Genomic DNA, 17,126 nt, shown 5'->3' on the forward strand with positions numbered 1-17,126 from the left:
ATAAACCGCTTTTTTTGCAGTTTATCAAATTGTAAAGTAAGGAATTGTTTCTATAGAAAGTCGTTTTCTTTCATCCAATCATCACTATATATTTTATTCATATATCGAGAACCATGATCGGCAAAAATTAATACTACAAAGCTGTCTTCAGAAAACATATCTTTTGCAGCATATTGTTTGGTTGCCTGCATAACAGCACCACTTGTATAACCAGGGAATATGCCCTCTTTTTTAACAATATTTCTAGCTTCTAGAGCTGCGTCTTTATCTGACACTTTTTCATAAATATCAATCACATCAAAATCGGTAGCTGTTGGTATTAAATTTTTACCTAACCCTTCAATTTTGTAGGGTTTTACCTCGTTTAAATCTAATTTTTTAGTTTCGTGATATTTCTTTAGTACAGAGCCAATTGCATCAACACCTAAAATTTTAATATCTGGGTTTTGTTCTTTTAAATATTTACCTGTGCCAGAAATGGTACCTCCTGTTCCGCTTGCTACTACTAAATGAGTTATTTTACCAGCTGTTTGTTTCCAAATTTCTGGCCCCGTTGTCTTATAATGTGCTTCAATATTTAACTCATTAAAATACTGATTAATATACACCGAATTTTTTGTTTTTTTATGAATAGCCTTTGCTACTTCATAATAAGATCTTGGGTCTTCTGGTTTTACGTTTGCAGGACAAACATGCACCTCTGCTCCCATTGATTTTAATAAGTTTATTTTATCTTTAGAAGACTTATCACTAACTGCTAAAATACATTTATAGCCTTTAACAATACTTATCATAGCCAAACTAAAACCAGTATTACCAGAGGTTGTTTCTATAATAGTAGCGCCTTTTTTAAGGATTCCTTTTTTTTCTGCGTCTTGTACAATATGAAGTGCAATTCTATCTTTAGCGGAATGTCCTGGGTTAAAAGCCTCAAATTTTGCATAGTAGTTACCTGGTAATTTTTTGGTAATTTTTTGCAACTTAATCAAAGGGGTTTCTCCTACTAGTTCTAAAATCGAATTGGTAATTCCGTTGTTTCTCGTCATCTTTTATTTTCATAAAAAAACCTCACAGAATTATAAAACCTGTGAGGTTTTTTCTTTAACCTTGTGCAAAAGTACGTTTTATCTTTAAATTTTAAAATTGATTTTAAAACTTAATTTTAAAGGGGAATTAATTTATCTTCTAAAGCTAAAAGAAAGGTATACATTTTTGCAGTTTCTTTTAATGCATCAAACCTACCAGAGGCACCACCATGCCCTGCCTCCATATTAGTATCTAATAGCAATAAATTAGTATCAGTTTTTAAATCTCTTAATTTAGCAACCCATTTTGCAGGTTCCCAATATTGAACTTGAGAATCATGAAAACCAGTAGTAACTAATATATTCGGATAATCTTGTGCAGCTACTTGATCATACGGAGAATACGATTTTATATAATTATAATACGCTTCATCATTTGGGTTCCCCCACTCGTCATACTCACCTGTTGTTAAAGGAATGCTATCATCTAACATGGTAGAAACAACATCTACAAAAGGCACCGAAGCTATAATACCATTATACAACTCAGGGTTTGTATTTACAATTACCCCCATTAATAATCCACCTGCAGAACCACCCATAGCATATAAGTTTTCGGGTGATGTATAGTTGTTTTCAATCAAAAATTTAGAGCAATCAACAAAGTCGTTAAAAGTATTTTTTTTCTGTAACATTTTTCCGTCTTCATACCATTGTCTTCCCAAATATTCGCTACCTCTAATGTGTGCAACGGCATACACAAAACCTCTATCTAACAAACTTAATCTAGTTGAAGAAAAATTATCTGGTATTGTATGCCCATAAGAACCATAAGCATATTGTAAAAGCGCCGTTTTAGAGTTTAAAGCAGTGTTTTTATGATATACTAATGATATTGCAACGCGTTTACCATCTCTTGCTGTAGCCCAAATACGCTTACTCTTATAATTCTCTTTATTAAATTTATCTCCTAAAATTAATTGTTCTTTTTTAATTTCTTTGGATTGATCAGCCATGTTAAAATCGATCACAGAACTCGGCGTAGTAAACGAGTTATAAGAATATCTAATAATCTCAGTATCAAAATCTGGATTTGCATATACCCCAACAGAATACGTTTCTTCATTAAATGGCAGGTAATAATCTTCAGATAAATCCCATCTTTTAATACGTATTTTGTTTAAACCATCGGTACGTTCTTCTAAAACCAAGTATTCTTTAAATATTGAAAAATCTTCTAATAAAGTAGTTTCTCTATGCGGAATTACATCTACCCAATTCTCTTTTAAAGTATTGGTTATTGGCGTTTTCATTAACTTAAAGTTAACCGCTTTATCTTTATTTGTCAGTAAATAAAAATGATCATTAAAATGAGAAACACTGTACTCTAAATCTCTTTCTCTAGGTTGAATGATTGTAAATCTGCCAGTAGGATTGTTAGCATCTAAATACTGGGCCTCTGTAGAAACAGTGCTGTAAGAACCAATTATAAGGTATTTATCTGATTTAGATTTGGTTACATAAGTACCAAAAGTATCGTCTTTTTCATGAAACACCAATACATCTTCGGTTGTTAGTGTTCCTAAAACATGTCTATAAATTTTTACACTTCTTAAAGTAACAGGGTCTTTTTGGGTATAAAAAATAGTTTTATGATCATTTGCCCAAACAGAACCGCCTGTGGTGTTTTCTATAATGTCTTTATAAATTTCACCAGTTTCAATATTTTTAATGCGTAAGGTATATTGCCTTCTACTAACTGTATCGGTTGCAAAAACCATTAGCTTATTGTCTAGAGAAATATTTAAGCCGCCTAATTGATAATAATCAAAACCAGCAGCCATTTCATTTACGTCAAAAAGTATTTCTTCTTCAGCGTCTAAATGCTCTTTTCTTCTACTATAAATTGGGTATTGTTTTCCTTTTTCATACCGTGTACTATAGTAATAACCATTGTCTTTGTAGGGTACAGAAGAATCATCTTCTTTAATTCTGCCTTTCATCTCTTCAAACAATGCTTCTTGAAAAGGAAGGGTGTTTTTAGTAACTTTTTTATAGTATGAATTTTCTGCTTCTAAATAATCTACTACACTTTGGGTGTGTGCATCTTTTACCTCATCATTTTTTTGAGAATCAGATAAACGCATCCAAAAATAATCATCTACCCTAGTGTCTCCATGTTTTTCTAATTTTGTAGGCTTTTTTGCTGCTACAGGTATTATTGCATCGGTACTTTTCATCATCATTATATTTAAAAACGCTTGCAAATGTAAGACTTAAAAGGAAGAAAGGAACAGATATTCTTTTCATTTTTTAAAATAAAAAAAAGCCAGAAAACAAGTATTTAGATAGTTGTTTTCTGACTTAAAAGTAACTTAAATTCTAATTATTTAAAATTAGTAATGGTATTTTTTATTATAGATATACAATCCATTAACTGCTCTTTATTCATTACTAAAGGCGGTGCAAAACGAATGATATTTCCGTGAGTAGGTTTTGCAAGCAAACCATTGTCTCTTAATTTCATACAAATATCCCAAGCAGTAGAGCTATCTTCTGTATCATTAATTAAAATGGCGTTTAACAAGCCTTTTCCTCTAACAGATTTTACTAAAGGGTTGGTTTTGGCAAATTCAGACAACTCTTCTCTAAAAATGACTCCTAAAGCATCGGCATTAATCGCTAATTTTTCATCTGCAACTACTTCTAAAGCTGCAATAGCAACAGCGGCAGCAACAGGATTACCACCAAATGTAGAACCATGATTACCTGGTTCAATCACATTCATAATAGCATCATTTGCTAACACTGCAGAAACAGGATATGCTCCTCCGCTTAAAGCTTTCCCTAAAATTAGAATATCTGCTTTTACTTCTGGTGTACCAGAACAGTTTTTATCAGCACAACTACAATTACCACAAGTAGCTAATAAACGCCCCGTTCTTGCAATACCCGTCTGCACTTCATCGGCAATAAACAATACATTGTGCTCTTTACACATTTTTTTTGCTGCCGCTAAATATCCTTCAGAAGGAACAAATACGCCAGCTTCTCCTTGTATTGGTTCTACTAAAAAGGCAGCAATATTATTACTGCTTTCTAATGCTTCTTGTAATTGTTGTAAGTTATCGTATTCTATTTTTAAAAATCCTTTTGTGTAAGGACCAAAGTTTTTTCTTGCAACTGGGTCGTTAGAAAAAGAAATAATAGTAGTAGTTCTACCATGAAAATTATTTTCACAGACAATAATTTCTGCTTTATTTTCAGGTATTCCTTTTACTTCATAAGCCCATTTTCTGGCAATTTTTAAAGCTGTTTCTACAGCTTCTGCACCAGTATTCATTGGCAACAATTTATCAAAACCAAAAAGTTCTGTTGCAAATTTTTCATATTTACCTAACATGTCATTATAAAATGCTCTTGATGTTAGGGTTAATGTTTTTGCTTGATGCACCATGGCATCTACAATTTTAGGATGACAGTGCCCTTGGTTTACTGCAGAATAAGCAGATAAAAAATCGTAATACTTTTTTCCTTCTGCATCCCAAACATGCACCCCTTCTCCTCTACTTAATACTACAGGTAACGGATGATAGTTGTGTGCACCATACTTGTTCTCTAATTCGATTGCTTCTTTTGAAGTTAATTGGTCTAAAACAGCCATTTTTAATAATTATTAAATTTATAAAATAACCATTCCTGTTCTACCTTTATCCTTTCAGAAAGTTCTGAAAATTCAGCGTGGGAAAGAAATCATCCCTAAAAAGTATGGCAATTTAGTAAATATTAGTGACTAACTGAACATTTTGTGTCTAAAAATAAAATGAACTTTGTTATAACAACTAAAACAATTATTTAATGAAAAAAACTTTATTTATTCTCTTATTTGCAAGTGTATTTATTGGGTGTAAATCCACCTCTAGTGTAAATACAAAATTAGATAACAAAACCGAAAAAATGTTAAAAGGAGATTTTACAATTACTTCTGTAAACTTCCCAGGATCTAAATTTTTAAAAGTAAATTCTTTTAATTTAAGCGATTCTAAATGTTTTATTGGAAGCCAATGGAACTTCATTTCTAATAATAACAAAGGTGAAATGAAAATTAATAACCTAGATACAAACTGTAAAGATTTTAGCTCGCCAATAACTTGGTATGTTAATAAAGACGGAAATTTTGTTTTAAAAATAATTAACAATTACAAAGCTAAAGAGGTTAACTCTGGTTTTGTATTAAGTCTTAATAATGTAACTGAAACAAGTTTCGAACTAGTAGATAAAATTAATGTTTCTGGAGAAACAAAAAACATAACTTATTCATTTCAAAAAAAAATAACAAAATGAGAAAAACTATAATTTATAATTTATCAGTATTACTAATATCTGCAAGTATGTTTACATCTTGTAAAGCTATTCAAAAGACAAATAATACTCAAAAAGGTGCCGGTATAGGTACCGCTGCAGGGGCAATTTTAGGTGCTGTAATTGGCAACAATGTTGGAAATAAAAAAAATTCTGAATTAGGAGCCATTTTAGGTGGTGTTATTGGCGGTGTTGCTGGTGGTGTTATTGGAAACAAAATGGACAAACAAGCACGTGAATTAGAAATTGCTTTACCAGGTGCAGAAGTAGAAAGAGTTGGAGAAGGAATTATGTTAACCTTAGGAGAAAACTCTGTAAGGTTCGCAACAAATAAAGCGACACTATCTTCAACAGCCCAAGAAAATTTAGAGAAAATAATACCTGTGCTTAATGAGTATAAAAACACCGATATTATTATTTATGGATATACAGACAGTACAGGAAGAGTAGAGTATAACTTAACCCTTTCTGCACAAAGAGCTAGTTCTGTAAAAAAATATTTAACTGACAAAGGAATAGATGGTAATAGAATCAAAACCAAAGGCTTGGGTATTAATGATCCTATTGCTTCAAATGAAACAATAGAAGGTAGAAGCAAAAATAGACGTGTAGAATTTGCTATAATTGCAAATGAAGAAATGGTTAAAGAAGCTAAAAAAGAAATAGGCAAATAAATAAAATCTTTATTTGTAAAGAAAGACTACTCAAATGAGTAGTCTTTTTTGTTTTAACAAACCATATTTTTCCTAATTTTGCAATCCATAAACAAAATAAGAATGCCACGTAGAGAACGCAACAAATTTGTAAAAAAGAATCAAGTTTTAGAGTTGAAAATTGAAGATTACGCTTTTGGCGGAAAAGGAATTGCAAGGATACACTCTGATGAAGGTAGTTTTGTTGTTTTTGTACCCAATACATTACCTGGCCAACTGGTAAAAGCACAAATAAGTAAATCCAGTAAAAACTATGCAGAAGCAAAGTTAATAGATGTTTTAGAAACTTCTGAAGATGAAGTTGCAGTTCCTTACCAAGACATACCGGGTGCACCATATATTCAATTACCAATTGAATTACAACATCAGTATAAAAAAGAAAGTACACTCTCTTTGTTCAAAAGAATTGGTAAAGTAGAAAATATTACAGATTTGTTTGATGAGTTTGTAACCTCGCCAAATGTATTTCACTACAGAAATAAAATGGAGTATGGTTTTTCTGCCATTGGTTACGACAGAATAAACAAAACCGATAAAGATGAATTTACACTAGGCTTTAAAAGACGTGGTGTTTGGTGGATGGGAGATAATTTAGAGAAAGACTCTGGTTTGTTTGACAAACAACTAGAAGACAATTTAAAAAACATACGCCAATATTGTATAGAAACTGGTTTAGAACCTTGGCACGGTCCAAAAAAGACAGGTTTCTTTCGTTATTTTGTTGTAAGAAAATCTTTTAAAACAGACGAGTTATTATGTAATTTAGTTACTACTTCTCCAGAATTAGAGAACTTTGATTTACAAAAATTTGCTGCTTTCTTAAAAGATATTTTAGGAGATCGTTTAGCTGGTTTATTACACACCATAAATGATGAAACTGGTGATAGAACAATCGCTACATCTGGCAGCATTAATTTAGTGTATGGTAAAGATAAAATTGTAGAAGAACTCTTGGGCTTAAATTTTGAAATTAGTATGAAAAGCTTTTTTCAGACCAACCCTAAATGTGCCGAAAAACTTTATGCCAAAGTAGTTGAATATGTTTTGGAAGACAAAACCAAAGTAGACAATACAGTTGTTATGGATTTATTTTGCGGAACAGGTACTATTGGGCAAATTGTTGCTTCTAAATCTGAAAATGCAAAAATAGTAGGTGTAGATATTGTTGCGTCGGCAATTGAAGATGCTAAAAAGAATGCCAAAAGAAATAATATTGATGGTTTAAAGTTTTACGCTGCTGATGTTGGTAAATTCTTAATTGCGCATCCAGAATATCAAAATAAAATAAAAACCATTATTTTAGACCCCGCAAGAGCAGGAATTGCGCCTAAAACATTGCAAAAAATTATTCATCTAAATGCAGACAGAATGGTATATGTTTCTTGCAACCCTGCAACTCAGGCCAGAGATACCGAGTTATTAGCCGAAGCAGGTTACACAATAAAAAAGATTAGTTTGGTAGATCAATTTCCGCATACAAGTCATATTGAAACAGTTGTTTTATTTGAAAAATAATAAACTGACCATAAAAGTCATAACAGTTAAATAATAATAAATTATTTTTACATGAAAACTATAAAACTATCTGAGAAAGCCATCGAAAAAAAATTAGAAAACCTTGCAGATTGGGAGTATTACGACAATGCATTACACACCGATTTTGAGTTCGATAATTTTAAAGACTGTATGTCTGCAATGAATAGAATTGCTTTTGAATGTGAGGCTTTAAACCATCATCCAGAATGGACAAACGTTTACAACACCTTAGATATTAAGCTAACAACCCATGATGCAGACGGAGTTACAGAATTAGATTTTAAACTAGCTGCAGCCATAAATAACATTGTTGAAGAGGAAGAAATAGATTAAAAAAAATACAAATTGTATTCTAAAATATTCAAAAATTGAAAAAAATAATTCTTTTAGCACTCTTTACAATATTCGTTTTTTATGGATGTGAAAAAGACGATTTCTGTATTAAAAACCCTGTAACACCTAATTTAGTTTTACGCTTTTATGATGATGCAGATAGAACTTCTTTAAAAACTGCACAACAATTATCTGTTTGGGCAGAAAATAAAGACACGATTGTTACCTACACAAGTACAAATACAGATAGTATTGCAATTCCGTTAAATAGTGCTGCAAATACTACTACTTATTATTTTAAAACAAATGCAACAGATACTTCTATCAGTAATAATGAAGTATCTAGCTTTGTAATTAATTACATCCCAAAAGAAGAGTATGTATCTCGCTCTTGCGGATTTAAAATTATTTTTGAAAACGTTTCTTTTTCAGCTCAAAATGGTTGGATCAAAGATTTTTCTCCAGCAACACTAACTACCATAAACAATCAAAATGCAGCACATGTACAAATTTTTCATTAGCATTTTTTTTCTTTTTGTTTTTGTTGATGCTATCTCTCAAGAACAAAATAGTGATGATCTTGTATCTTCAGAAAAAGACAGCATCTCATACAAAACAAACTATGGTTTAAGAGTTGGTTTTGATATCAGTAAGCCTATAAAAGCACAATTTAGCAATACCTATAAAGGGTTAGAAATTGTGGCAGATTATCGAATTAAAAAAAACGTATACATTGCTACAGAAATTGGTTTCGAAGAAGAAACAACACAAGAAGATTACACCAACTCTACTGCTAAAGGAAACTATATTCGTTTAGGTTTTAACTACAATGCCTATAAAAATTGGTTGGATATGAATAATGAAATTTTTGTGGGTTACAGATATGGTTTTAGTCTTTTTAATCAAACATTAAATAGTAGTACACCAAATGTTAACACCCAATATTTTCCAGCAAATATAAACACAAACCCAGTAATAACTAATAATTTAAATGCTCATTGGTCTGAGTTTGTTGTTGGATTGAAGGTAGAAACGGTAAAAAATATTTTTATCAGTGTTAGTGGCTCATACAATATTATGATGTCTGTTAAAGAACCAACAAATTTTAAAACTTTATTTTCACCTGGCTTTAATAGAATTTATGAAAGCAACACCGGTTTTGGCTTTAATTATACAATAACCTATTTAATCCCCTTTAAAAAGAAATAAAAAAGTTATTTAGTGTAAATTTTAGTAACTTTATGGTCTTTATTTCCTTAAAATAAATTAGTATGAATACAATACCAAGCGTAAACTTAGCAGACTTCTTATCGGAAGACAAAAATAAAAAAGAGCAATTTATTAATGAAATTGGTCATGCCTATGAAAACATAGGTTTTGTTGCTTTAAAGGGTCATTTTTTAGACACCGCACTTGTTGAAAGCTTATATGCTGAAATTAAAAGTTTTTTTGATTTACCATTACAAATCAAAGAAAAATATGAAATACCGGGAATTGGCGGTCAACGAGGATATATTTCTTTTGGAAAAGAATCTGCTAAAGGGAAAAAAGAAGCAGATTTAAAAGAGTTTTGGCATTTTGGTCAATATGTAGAAGCGGCCTCTAAATACGCAAAAGAATACCCAGAAAATGTTACTGTTACAGAATTAGAGAATTTTAACAAGGTTGGTAAAAAAGCTTACCAAATGTTAGAAAAAACAGCAAAATATGTTTTAAGATCGCTGGCTTTGCACCTAAATTTAGAAGAAACTTATTTTGATGCTTTTATAGAAAACGGAAATAGTATTTTAAGACCCATACATTATCCGCCAATACAAACAGCACCTAAAGGAGCAGAAAGAGCTGCTGCCCATGGCGATATTAATTTAATAACCCTTTTAATGGGGGCACAAGGAAAAGGACTTCAAGTACAAAACCATGCTGGTGATTGGATTGACGCTGTTGCTGCACCTGATGAATTGATGATTAATGTTGGAGACATGCTCTCTAGACACAGTAACAACAAATTAAAATCTACCATTCACAGAGTGGTAAATCCGCCAAAAGAACTTTGGGGAACCTCAAGATATTCAATTCCGTTTTTTATGCATCCTGTTTCTGATATGAAATTAGATGTCCTAGAAAATTGCATTGATAAAGACAATCCGAAACAATTTAAAGACATTACTGCTGGCGAGTTTTTAGACGAACGTTTAAAAGAACTTGGACTAAAAAAATAGGCACCTATTTTTGATAGTAAAAAATTAAATACTTCAACTAACTACCCATAAGTATGGACTTAAAGGATCAATTAAAAAATTTATTTCCAGAGCACAAAGAAATAGAAGAAACGGTAAAAGAAGCCTCTAATATTTGGCTGCAAGAAGAACCTATTTTATGCAAATATGAAAAAAGAAAGGGCAAACCAATAACAATTTTAGATGGTTATACAGGTGCTACAAAAGACTTTAAAATATTAGCAAAAGAAATAAAAACTATACTTTCTGTTGGTGGAAGTTTTAAAGATGATAAAATTATTATTCAAGGAGATTTTAGAGATCGAATTATGTCTATTTTAAAAGACAAAGGCTTTAAGGTTAAAAGAGTTGGTGGGTAATAGTATCAAAAGAAAAATAAATGACACTTAAAAATTCTGAATTAATTTTAAATAAAGATGGTAGTATTTATCATTTAAATTTAAAACCCGAAAACATTGCAAAAACCATCATTTTTGTTGGCGATCAAGACAGGGTAAATGAAATTACAAAACATTTTGACACTATTGAATTTACTACTCAGAAAAGAGAATTTAAAACAACAACAGGCTACTACAAATCAAAAAAAATAACTGTCATTTCTACAGGTATTGGCCCAGATAACATAGATATTGTTTTAAATGAATTAGATGCTTTAGTTAACATAGATTTAAAAACAAGACTTGTAAAAGAAAATCATACTGCACTTACAATTGTTAGAATTGGTACCTCTGGTTCTTTACAAGAAGAAGTACCGATAAACTCTTTCTTATTGAGTTCGCATGCGTTAGACCTAAACGGAATGTTACATGCATATCAAATAGAAAAAATTTCTAATACAGAAATAGAAAATGCTTTTATAAAACATACCAATTGGAATCCTAAAAAGGCAGCACCAATAGTCATCAAAAATTGTAGCGATTTAGAAAAAAAGCTTACATCAGAAAACATGATTAAAGGGATAACGGCAACTGCTGGTGGATTTTATGGACCTCAAGGGCGAATTTTAAGATTACCAATACAAGACCCTCTTTTAAATAAAAATATAAACTCTTTTGTTTTTGAAGGTAAAAAAATAACTAATTTAGAAATGGAAACTTCGGCTATTTACGGACTTTCTAAGTTACTTGGACATAAAGCGGTTTCTTTAAATGCAATTATTGCAAACAGAGCAACGGGTAACTTTAGTGAAAATCCTACCAAAATAGTTGAAAACTTAATACAACACACCTTAGAAAAATTAGTTGATTAAATGACAAATTTAAAAATTGGAGGAGTTCCGGAACACTTTAATTACCCTTGGTATTTAACCTTAAAAAATAAAGAATACAGCAAAGAAAACATTCAATTACGTTGGCAAGATTATGCCGGTGGTACAGGGCAAATGTGTAAAGCATTAAGAGATGGAAGCGTAGATATTGCCATTGTCTTAACAGAAGGTATTCTTAAAGATATAGCTGATGGTAATCCTTCAAAAATTGTACAGACTTATGTAAAATCTCCTTTAATTTGGGGAATACACGTGAGTGCATCTTCTTCATTTAAAAAAATAGCAGATTTAGAAAACGCAACAATAGCAATAAGTCGTTTTGGCTCTGGATCGCATTTAATGGCTATTGTAAATGCTCACAACCAAGGTTGGGATGTTTCTAAATTAAAGTTTAAAGTTATTAATAATTTACAAGGCGGCATTGATGCCTTAACAAAAGGAGAAGCCGACTACTTTATGTGGGAACATTTTACAACCAAACCATTAGTAGATAATGGTACTTTTAGAAGAATTGATGACTGCCCTACCCCTTGGCCATGTTTTGTAATTGCTGTTAGAAATGAAGTTTTAAAAACAAATTTTGAAGAGGTAAAAAAAGTATTATCAATAATAAATAAGGAAACAAAAAACTTTAAAAAAATAGCTTTAATTGACACTATTTTAGCCGAAAGATATGATCAAAAACTATCAGACATCAATCAATGGCTTAAAATTACCGAATGGAATGCTGGAAAACCAATTACAAAGAATTTAATTACAAGAATTCAAAATAAAATGGTTAAGTATAACGTTATACAGAAAAAACAGCATTCAGGTAAATTTATAAAAAATATGTACCTTTGATTTTTAAAAAATTATGAAAAAAGAAACCCTCATCTCAATTTGTATCCTAGCATTGATACTCTTATCCTCTTGCAGAAGTACTTCTTCTTCATGCGGATTAGCAGACAACACAAGTAATAACACAACTACCGAATTAGTAAATATTGTTTAATTAATAATAATTTTTATACTAATTAAAAAAACAAACCAATGTTACCAAACAATTGGCAGCTGCCCTGTTTGTTTTAAATAGGTATTTGTACTTGAAAAATGCTTACAACCAAACCAACCTCGCCATGCACCTAAAGGCGAAGGATGTGGTGCTATAAAAACTTGATGTTTAGAAGTATCTATAAGTGCTTTTTTACTTTCGGCAAACTTACCCCAAAGTAAAAAAACAACCTTTTCTTTGTCTTTAGATAGTAATTTAATAACATTATCTGTAAAGGTTTCCCACCCCTTTTGCTGATGACTCCCTGCTTGGTTAGCCCTAACTGTCAAGGTTGCATTTAATAACAAAACGCCTTGTTTTGCCCAGTTTTCTAAATTACCACTTTCCGGAATTTCTACGCTTAAATCTGCGGCTAATTCTTTATGAATATTAACTAATGAAGGTGGTTTTTTAACGCCATCTTTAACTGAAAAACACAAACCATTTGCTTGATTTTCTCCATGATAAGGATCTTGACCTATAATAACAACTTTTAAATCTTTGAAAGAACAAAAATTAAATGCTGCAAAAATTTCTTCTTCCTTAGGAAAACAAAGATGATTTTTAAACTCTAAGTCAACAAAATTTTGCAATTCTTTAAAATAGGGTTTAGAAAACTGTTCTTTAAGAATAGTTTGCCAATCGTTTGTTATGGTTGGTTTCATGTTAAATAGTATCAAACAAAAATACGCTATTAAATAGAATTAATTAACATCATTTAAAAAACTAAAAAAAGGGATTTACATTACTGCTTTTAAGTGTTTTACCTTTAAATATGTTTTAAACTAACGCTAGTTTTGTGAAAAAATAATTCTCATGAAAACAAAAATACTTTCAATCATCCTTTTATGTTTCTTTACATCTACTTTTTGTCAAATAGTTACAATACCAGATTATGAGTTTAAACAAGCTCTTCTAAATTACTCGCCTACTATTGATACCAATAATGATAATGAAATACAATTTACAGAAGCTTTAGCGGTAACAACATTAAATATATCTGGTTATCAAGAATTTATTATTAATGATCCTATGAACCCATTAGGAGGATCAAGTTCACAGGGTATTTCTGATTTTACAGGTATTGAAGCTTTTACAAACTTAACATCATTAATATGTTCTCAAAATGATTTAAATAATTTAGATGTTTCTGCACTTACACAACTAACTTATTTAGACTGTTCAAATAATATAAACCAATTTGGAACAACAACAAATACAACTGGTATCACAACTTTAACGCTACCAAATAGTGCTTCTTTACAAACTTTAATTTGCAAAGAAAATTATATAACTTCTATTGATGTATCTAATAAAACATTGTTAACTGTAATAAATGCATCAAGCAATTCTTTAACAAACTTAAACTTAACAAATACGCCTGCTTTAGAAAGTTTAAATGTTAATTACAATTATAGTCTAGGTTCTATCGATGCCTCTAATCATTCTGCATTAAATTCAATATTATCAGAAAATTGTGCTTTAACAACGTTAAATATTCAGAATACGCCACAATTAGAAACACTAAAATGTAAACAAAATCAGTTAAATTCATTAGATGTATCTACAAGTATTGCTTTAGAAACTTTAGAGGTCCATCAAAATAATATTATTTCATTAGACTTAACAAATAATTCGAACTTAATAACTGTAACTTGTAATAACAATTTACTTGCTAGCTTGTTAATACCAAGCACAAATAGTTTAAAAACGTTACTTTGTTACACTAATAAATTAACTAATTTAAATGTAAGTATGGCAACTGGGTTAATTACTCTAAATTCTAATTTAAACCTATTAACAAATTTAATTTTGCCAGCTACAAATTCATTAAAAACTATTGAAACTTCCTCTAATAAACTTACAACATTAAATACTTCTATTACGAATGGTTTAACTTCTTTAAAGGCAAATAATAATCTTTTAAATAACTTAATATTACCAAATTCTACAACACTTCAAAATTTAGAAGCTTTTAATAATCAATTAACTAATATTAATGTTAATCAGCAAAGTAATTTAACTGCCCTTAATATTAATAATAATCTATTGTCTTTATTAAATATTTCGGCAAACCTAAATTTACAATCTCTATATTGTGCTAACAATCAATTAACCACATTAAATACCCTATCAAATACATCTTTAAATTCAATAGAATGTTCGGGTAATCTAATTACAGCTTTAGACACAACAACAATAAATACCATATCAAGCCTATCATGTTCAAACAACTTACTTACAGAATTAGATTTATCTAGTTTTACTAATTTAACTAAAATTTATTGTAATAATAATTTACTTACCAAACTAAACCTTAAAAATGGAAACTCTAATTCTTTGAGGTATTTTACCAATCCATTTGCTGGTACAAGTACTTTTAACGCAAAAAATAACACCAACTTAAATGCAATATGTGTAGATGATGCGTTAATTGCAGCAGGCAACTTAACTAATGGAATTGATACGCACACAAATTTTACAGAATACTGTTCTTTTGCTCCTGTAAACTCTAATACTATTAGTGGTACAGTTTCTTATGATTTTAACAACAATGGTTGTGATGCCGCAGATACAAAGTCTGTAAATACCAGAATTAATAGTGTCAGTTCAAATTTAAGTGCTTCCTCTTTTAGCGCTTCAGACGGAACTTATACGATTTACATTAATGACACAAACGTAAACACAGAAATTATTCCAAATTTTCCGTCATTCTTTTCAGTAAGCCCTACTTCTCAATCTACAACTTTTAATGGCTCTGGAAACACTGAAAATATCAATTTTTGTATTACTGCTAATAGCCAAGTAAATGATGTAACAGTAACCGCTTTTACAACAAGTGAATCTAGACCTGGTTTTAATACAGTACTAAGAATTTTTTATAAAAACAACGGATCTACAATTATCTCATCTGGAATCGTAAAATTAAATTTTAACGAACAGGTAGAAACATTTAATAGCGCCAGTATAAATCCTGATGCTCAGACAAACAATACTTTGAGTTGGGATTATTTAAATTTGTTACCTTTTGAAGAAAAATATATTGATGTAAATTTTACTATTAACACGCCCATACACCCAACAAACCCTATAAATGGTGGTGATACAATTAGTTACACTACTACTATTACACCACTAACCGGCGATGCCACACCAACAGACAATACTAATATTTTTACCGATATTATTGTAAATGCCTATGATCCAAATGATGTTACTTGTTTTGAAGGCGATAAAATTAATACAATGCAAGTTCCAAATGATTTAACCTACAGAATTCGTTTTCAGAATACTGGATCTGCATCTGCAATAAATATTGTAGTAAAAGAAATAATAGATCAAGATTTAGATGTAAATACATTTATACCTATTGCAGCAAGTCATAATTATAGAATTGCACTAAAAGAGACTAACAAATTAGAGTTTATTTTTGAAAACATACAATTAGCAGATAGCACTACTAATGAACCCGCTAGCCATGGATGGATCTTTTATAAAATTAAACCAAAAAGTACTGCTGTAATTGGAGATGCTTTTAACACAACCGCTAATATTTATTTCGATTATAATGCACCTGTCATAACAAATACAGCTATTACGACAGTTTCTGCCACTACTAGTATACCTGATGCAAATTTTGAGCAAGCTTTGATTGATTTAGGTCATGACGCTGGTCCTATAGATGGCCTTGTTTTTACATCGAATGTTAGTAATTTATTATCATTAAATGTCTCTAACAAAAACATATCAGATTTAACAGGCATTGAGGATTTTGTAGCTCTTACAGAACTAAATTGTGGCCAAAATCAACTAACAACCTTAAACCTAAATAGTAACATAGCATTGGTTACATTACTAAGCAATAATAACCAATTAACAAGTTTAGATGTAAGTAATAATGTATTATTAGAAAACTTACATATCCAATTTAATAACATAACTGCTATTGATCTATCTCTAAATACAGTAATCAAATCTGTAAGATGTAATAACAACAGCATTACAAATTTAGATTTAAGTTTACACACACAGTTAAATAATTTAATTTGTAATAACAATTTATTAACTAGATTAAATATTATTAATGGAAATAATTCGAATATAACTACTGCAAACTTTAATACAACAAACAACCCTAATTTAACATGTATTGAAGTAGATGATATATCTTATGCTGTATCAAATTTTACAAATATAGATTCAATTGTAAACTTTGTAAATAGCCAAGCAGAATGTACAGCACTAAATACTTCTGAAATTAAGACTGAAAAGTTTTCAATTTTCCCAAATCCTGCTAAAAAATATGTGACTATTTTTACAGAAATAGACGCAATAAATATTTTATTTGACATTAGCGGTAAAGAAATAAAACGCTTTCATATCACAAATGGAGATAATAAGATAAATATAAGTGACTTACATAAAGGGATTTACATCTTAAAAACAATTGGAGTTAACATTAATAAAACTTCTAAAATAGTAATTGAGTAATTTATAATAAAAAGTAAAGATCTATATTTTAATTAATATGGAGCTTTTACATAAATAAATGCTTCTAAAAAACAAATGTATAATATGATTTATTCACTCAATATTTTTTAATATAATTTAAAACAATAC

At 30.1% G+C, this 17,126-nt stretch carries 15 protein-coding genes; 11 read left to right on the top strand and 4 right to left on the bottom strand.

The window, feature by feature from the left end; all coding sequences use genetic code 11:
• Positions 1–50: 50 nt before the first annotated feature.
• The 3 genes from Q0678_RS02130 to rocD form a co-directional block, all read right to left on the bottom strand.
• A complete protein-coding gene (locus Q0678_RS02130; protein WP_299053200.1) occupies positions 51–1,046 on the bottom strand; it encodes a PLP-dependent cysteine synthase family protein in 996 nt (331 codons plus the stop codon).
• Between the two features lie 116 nt (positions 1,047–1,162).
• Positions 1,163–3,265, bottom strand: coding sequence for a S9 family peptidase (locus Q0678_RS02135; RefSeq protein WP_299053764.1), 2,103 nt, complete (start codon positions 3,263–3,265; stop codon positions 1,163–1,165).
• 146 nt (positions 3,266–3,411) lie between these two features.
• A complete protein-coding gene (gene rocD / locus Q0678_RS02140; RefSeq protein ID WP_299053203.1) occupies positions 3,412–4,689 on the bottom strand; it encodes an ornithine--oxo-acid transaminase in 1,278 nt (425 codons plus the stop codon).
• Between the two features lie 194 nt (positions 4,690–4,883).
• Between rocD and Q0678_RS02145 the strand changes: the two genes are divergently transcribed.
• From Q0678_RS02145 to Q0678_RS02190, 10 genes are all read left to right on the top strand, one after another.
• Entirely contained in the window at positions 4,884–5,369 is a 486-nt protein-coding gene (locus tag Q0678_RS02145; protein WP_299053206.1) for a hypothetical protein, read from the top strand.
• Positions 5,366–6,061 (top strand): OmpA family protein, encoded by a 696-nt coding sequence (locus tag Q0678_RS02150; RefSeq protein WP_299053208.1) that lies wholly within the window; start codon positions 5,366–5,368, stop codon positions 6,059–6,061. Before Q0678_RS02145 ends, Q0678_RS02150 begins: the two co-directional genes overlap by 4 nt.
• A 102-nt stretch (positions 6,062–6,163) precedes the next feature.
• Complete coding sequence (rlmD, locus tag Q0678_RS02155) at positions 6,164–7,615, top strand: 23S rRNA (uracil(1939)-C(5))-methyltransferase RlmD (RefSeq protein ID WP_299053210.1); 1,452 nt, start codon at positions 6,164–6,166, stop codon at positions 7,613–7,615.
• Positions 7,616–7,666: 51 nt separating this feature from the next.
• Complete coding sequence (locus tag Q0678_RS02160; RefSeq protein ID WP_299053212.1) at positions 7,667–7,969, top strand: 4a-hydroxytetrahydrobiopterin dehydratase; 303 nt, start codon at positions 7,667–7,669, stop codon at positions 7,967–7,969.
• Positions 7,970–8,004: 35 nt separating this feature from the next.
• Positions 8,005–8,490, top strand: coding sequence for a DUF6452 family protein (locus Q0678_RS02165; RefSeq protein WP_299053215.1), 486 nt, complete (start codon positions 8,005–8,007; stop codon positions 8,488–8,490).
• Positions 8,471–9,178, top strand: coding sequence for a DUF6048 family protein (locus Q0678_RS02170; RefSeq protein ID WP_299053218.1), 708 nt, complete (start codon positions 8,471–8,473; stop codon positions 9,176–9,178). Before Q0678_RS02165 ends, Q0678_RS02170 begins: the two co-directional genes overlap by 20 nt.
• A 62-nt stretch (positions 9,179–9,240) precedes the next feature.
• Entirely contained in the window at positions 9,241–10,188 is a 948-nt protein-coding gene (locus Q0678_RS02175; protein WP_299053221.1) for a 2-oxoglutarate and iron-dependent oxygenase domain-containing protein, read from the top strand.
• A gap of 53 nt (positions 10,189–10,241) precedes the next feature.
• Positions 10,242–10,565 carry a translation initiation factor gene (locus Q0678_RS02180; RefSeq protein WP_299053223.1) on the top strand — a complete coding sequence of 108 codons (324 nt, stop codon included), beginning with the start codon at positions 10,242–10,244 and terminating at the stop codon, positions 10,563–10,565.
• Between the two features lie 20 nt (positions 10,566–10,585).
• Positions 10,586–11,455 carry a nucleoside phosphorylase gene (locus Q0678_RS02185; RefSeq protein ID WP_299053225.1) on the top strand — a complete coding sequence of 290 codons (870 nt, stop codon included), beginning with the start codon at positions 10,586–10,588 and terminating at the stop codon, positions 11,453–11,455.
• On the top strand, positions 11,456–12,316 hold the full coding sequence (locus tag Q0678_RS02190) for a substrate-binding domain-containing protein (protein ID WP_299053227.1): 861 nt from the start codon (positions 11,456–11,458) through the stop codon (positions 12,314–12,316).
• Positions 12,317–12,508: 192 nt separating this feature from the next.
• Here Q0678_RS02190 and ung read toward each other — a convergent pair whose 3' ends face one another.
• Positions 12,509–13,171: a uracil-DNA glycosylase gene (gene ung, locus Q0678_RS02195; RefSeq protein ID WP_299053230.1), complete on the bottom strand. Its 663-nt coding sequence runs from the start codon at positions 13,169–13,171 to the stop codon at positions 12,509–12,511.
• A 151-nt stretch (positions 13,172–13,322) separates the two neighbouring features.
• On the opposite strand from ung, the gene Q0678_RS02200 reads away from it, so the two are divergent.
• On the top strand, positions 13,323–16,997 hold the full coding sequence (locus Q0678_RS02200) for a T9SS type A sorting domain-containing protein (protein ID WP_299053234.1): 3,675 nt from the start codon (positions 13,323–13,325) through the stop codon (positions 16,995–16,997).
• Positions 16,998–17,126: the final 129 nt, after the last annotated feature.

Origin of the sequence: uncultured Polaribacter sp. (assembly GCF_947497125.1) — a bacterium.
In the GTDB taxonomy this organism is placed as follows: Bacteria; Bacteroidota; Bacteroidia; order Flavobacteriales; family Flavobacteriaceae; genus Polaribacter.

Coding starts and splice junctions, on each gene's coding strand:
- Q0678_RS02180 (WP_299053223.1), top strand. CDS start 10,242: ATGGACTTAAAGGATCAATTAAAAAATTTATTTCCAGAGCACAAAGAA.
- rlmD (WP_299053210.1), top strand. CDS start 6,164: ATGCCACGTAGAGAACGCAACAAATTTGTAAAAAAGAATCAAGTTTTA.
- Q0678_RS02130 (WP_299053200.1), bottom strand. CDS start 1,046: ATGACGAGAAACAACGGAATTACCAATTCGATTTTAGAACTAGTAGGA.
- Q0678_RS02145 (WP_299053206.1), top strand. CDS start 4,884: ATGAAAAAAACTTTATTTATTCTCTTATTTGCAAGTGTATTTATTGGG.
- Q0678_RS02185 (WP_299053225.1), top strand. CDS start 10,586: ATGACACTTAAAAATTCTGAATTAATTTTAAATAAAGATGGTAGTATT.
- Q0678_RS02150 (WP_299053208.1), top strand. CDS start 5,366: ATGAGAAAAACTATAATTTATAATTTATCAGTATTACTAATATCTGCA.
- ung (WP_299053230.1), bottom strand. CDS start 13,171: ATGAAACCAACCATAACAAACGATTGGCAAACTATTCTTAAAGAACAG.
- Q0678_RS02175 (WP_299053221.1), top strand. CDS start 9,241: ATGAATACAATACCAAGCGTAAACTTAGCAGACTTCTTATCGGAAGAC.
- rocD (WP_299053203.1), bottom strand. CDS start 4,689: ATGGCTGTTTTAGACCAATTAACTTCAAAAGAAGCAATCGAATTAGAG.
- Q0678_RS02190 (WP_299053227.1), top strand. CDS start 11,456: ATGACAAATTTAAAAATTGGAGGAGTTCCGGAACACTTTAATTACCCT.
- Q0678_RS02200 (WP_299053234.1), top strand. CDS start 13,323: ATGAAAACAAAAATACTTTCAATCATCCTTTTATGTTTCTTTACATCT.
- Q0678_RS02135 (WP_299053764.1), bottom strand. CDS start 3,265: ATGAAAAGTACCGATGCAATAATACCTGTAGCAGCAAAAAAGCCTACA.
- Q0678_RS02160 (WP_299053212.1), top strand. CDS start 7,667: ATGAAAACTATAAAACTATCTGAGAAAGCCATCGAAAAAAAATTAGAA.
- Q0678_RS02170 (WP_299053218.1), top strand. CDS start 8,471: ATGTACAAATTTTTCATTAGCATTTTTTTTCTTTTTGTTTTTGTTGAT.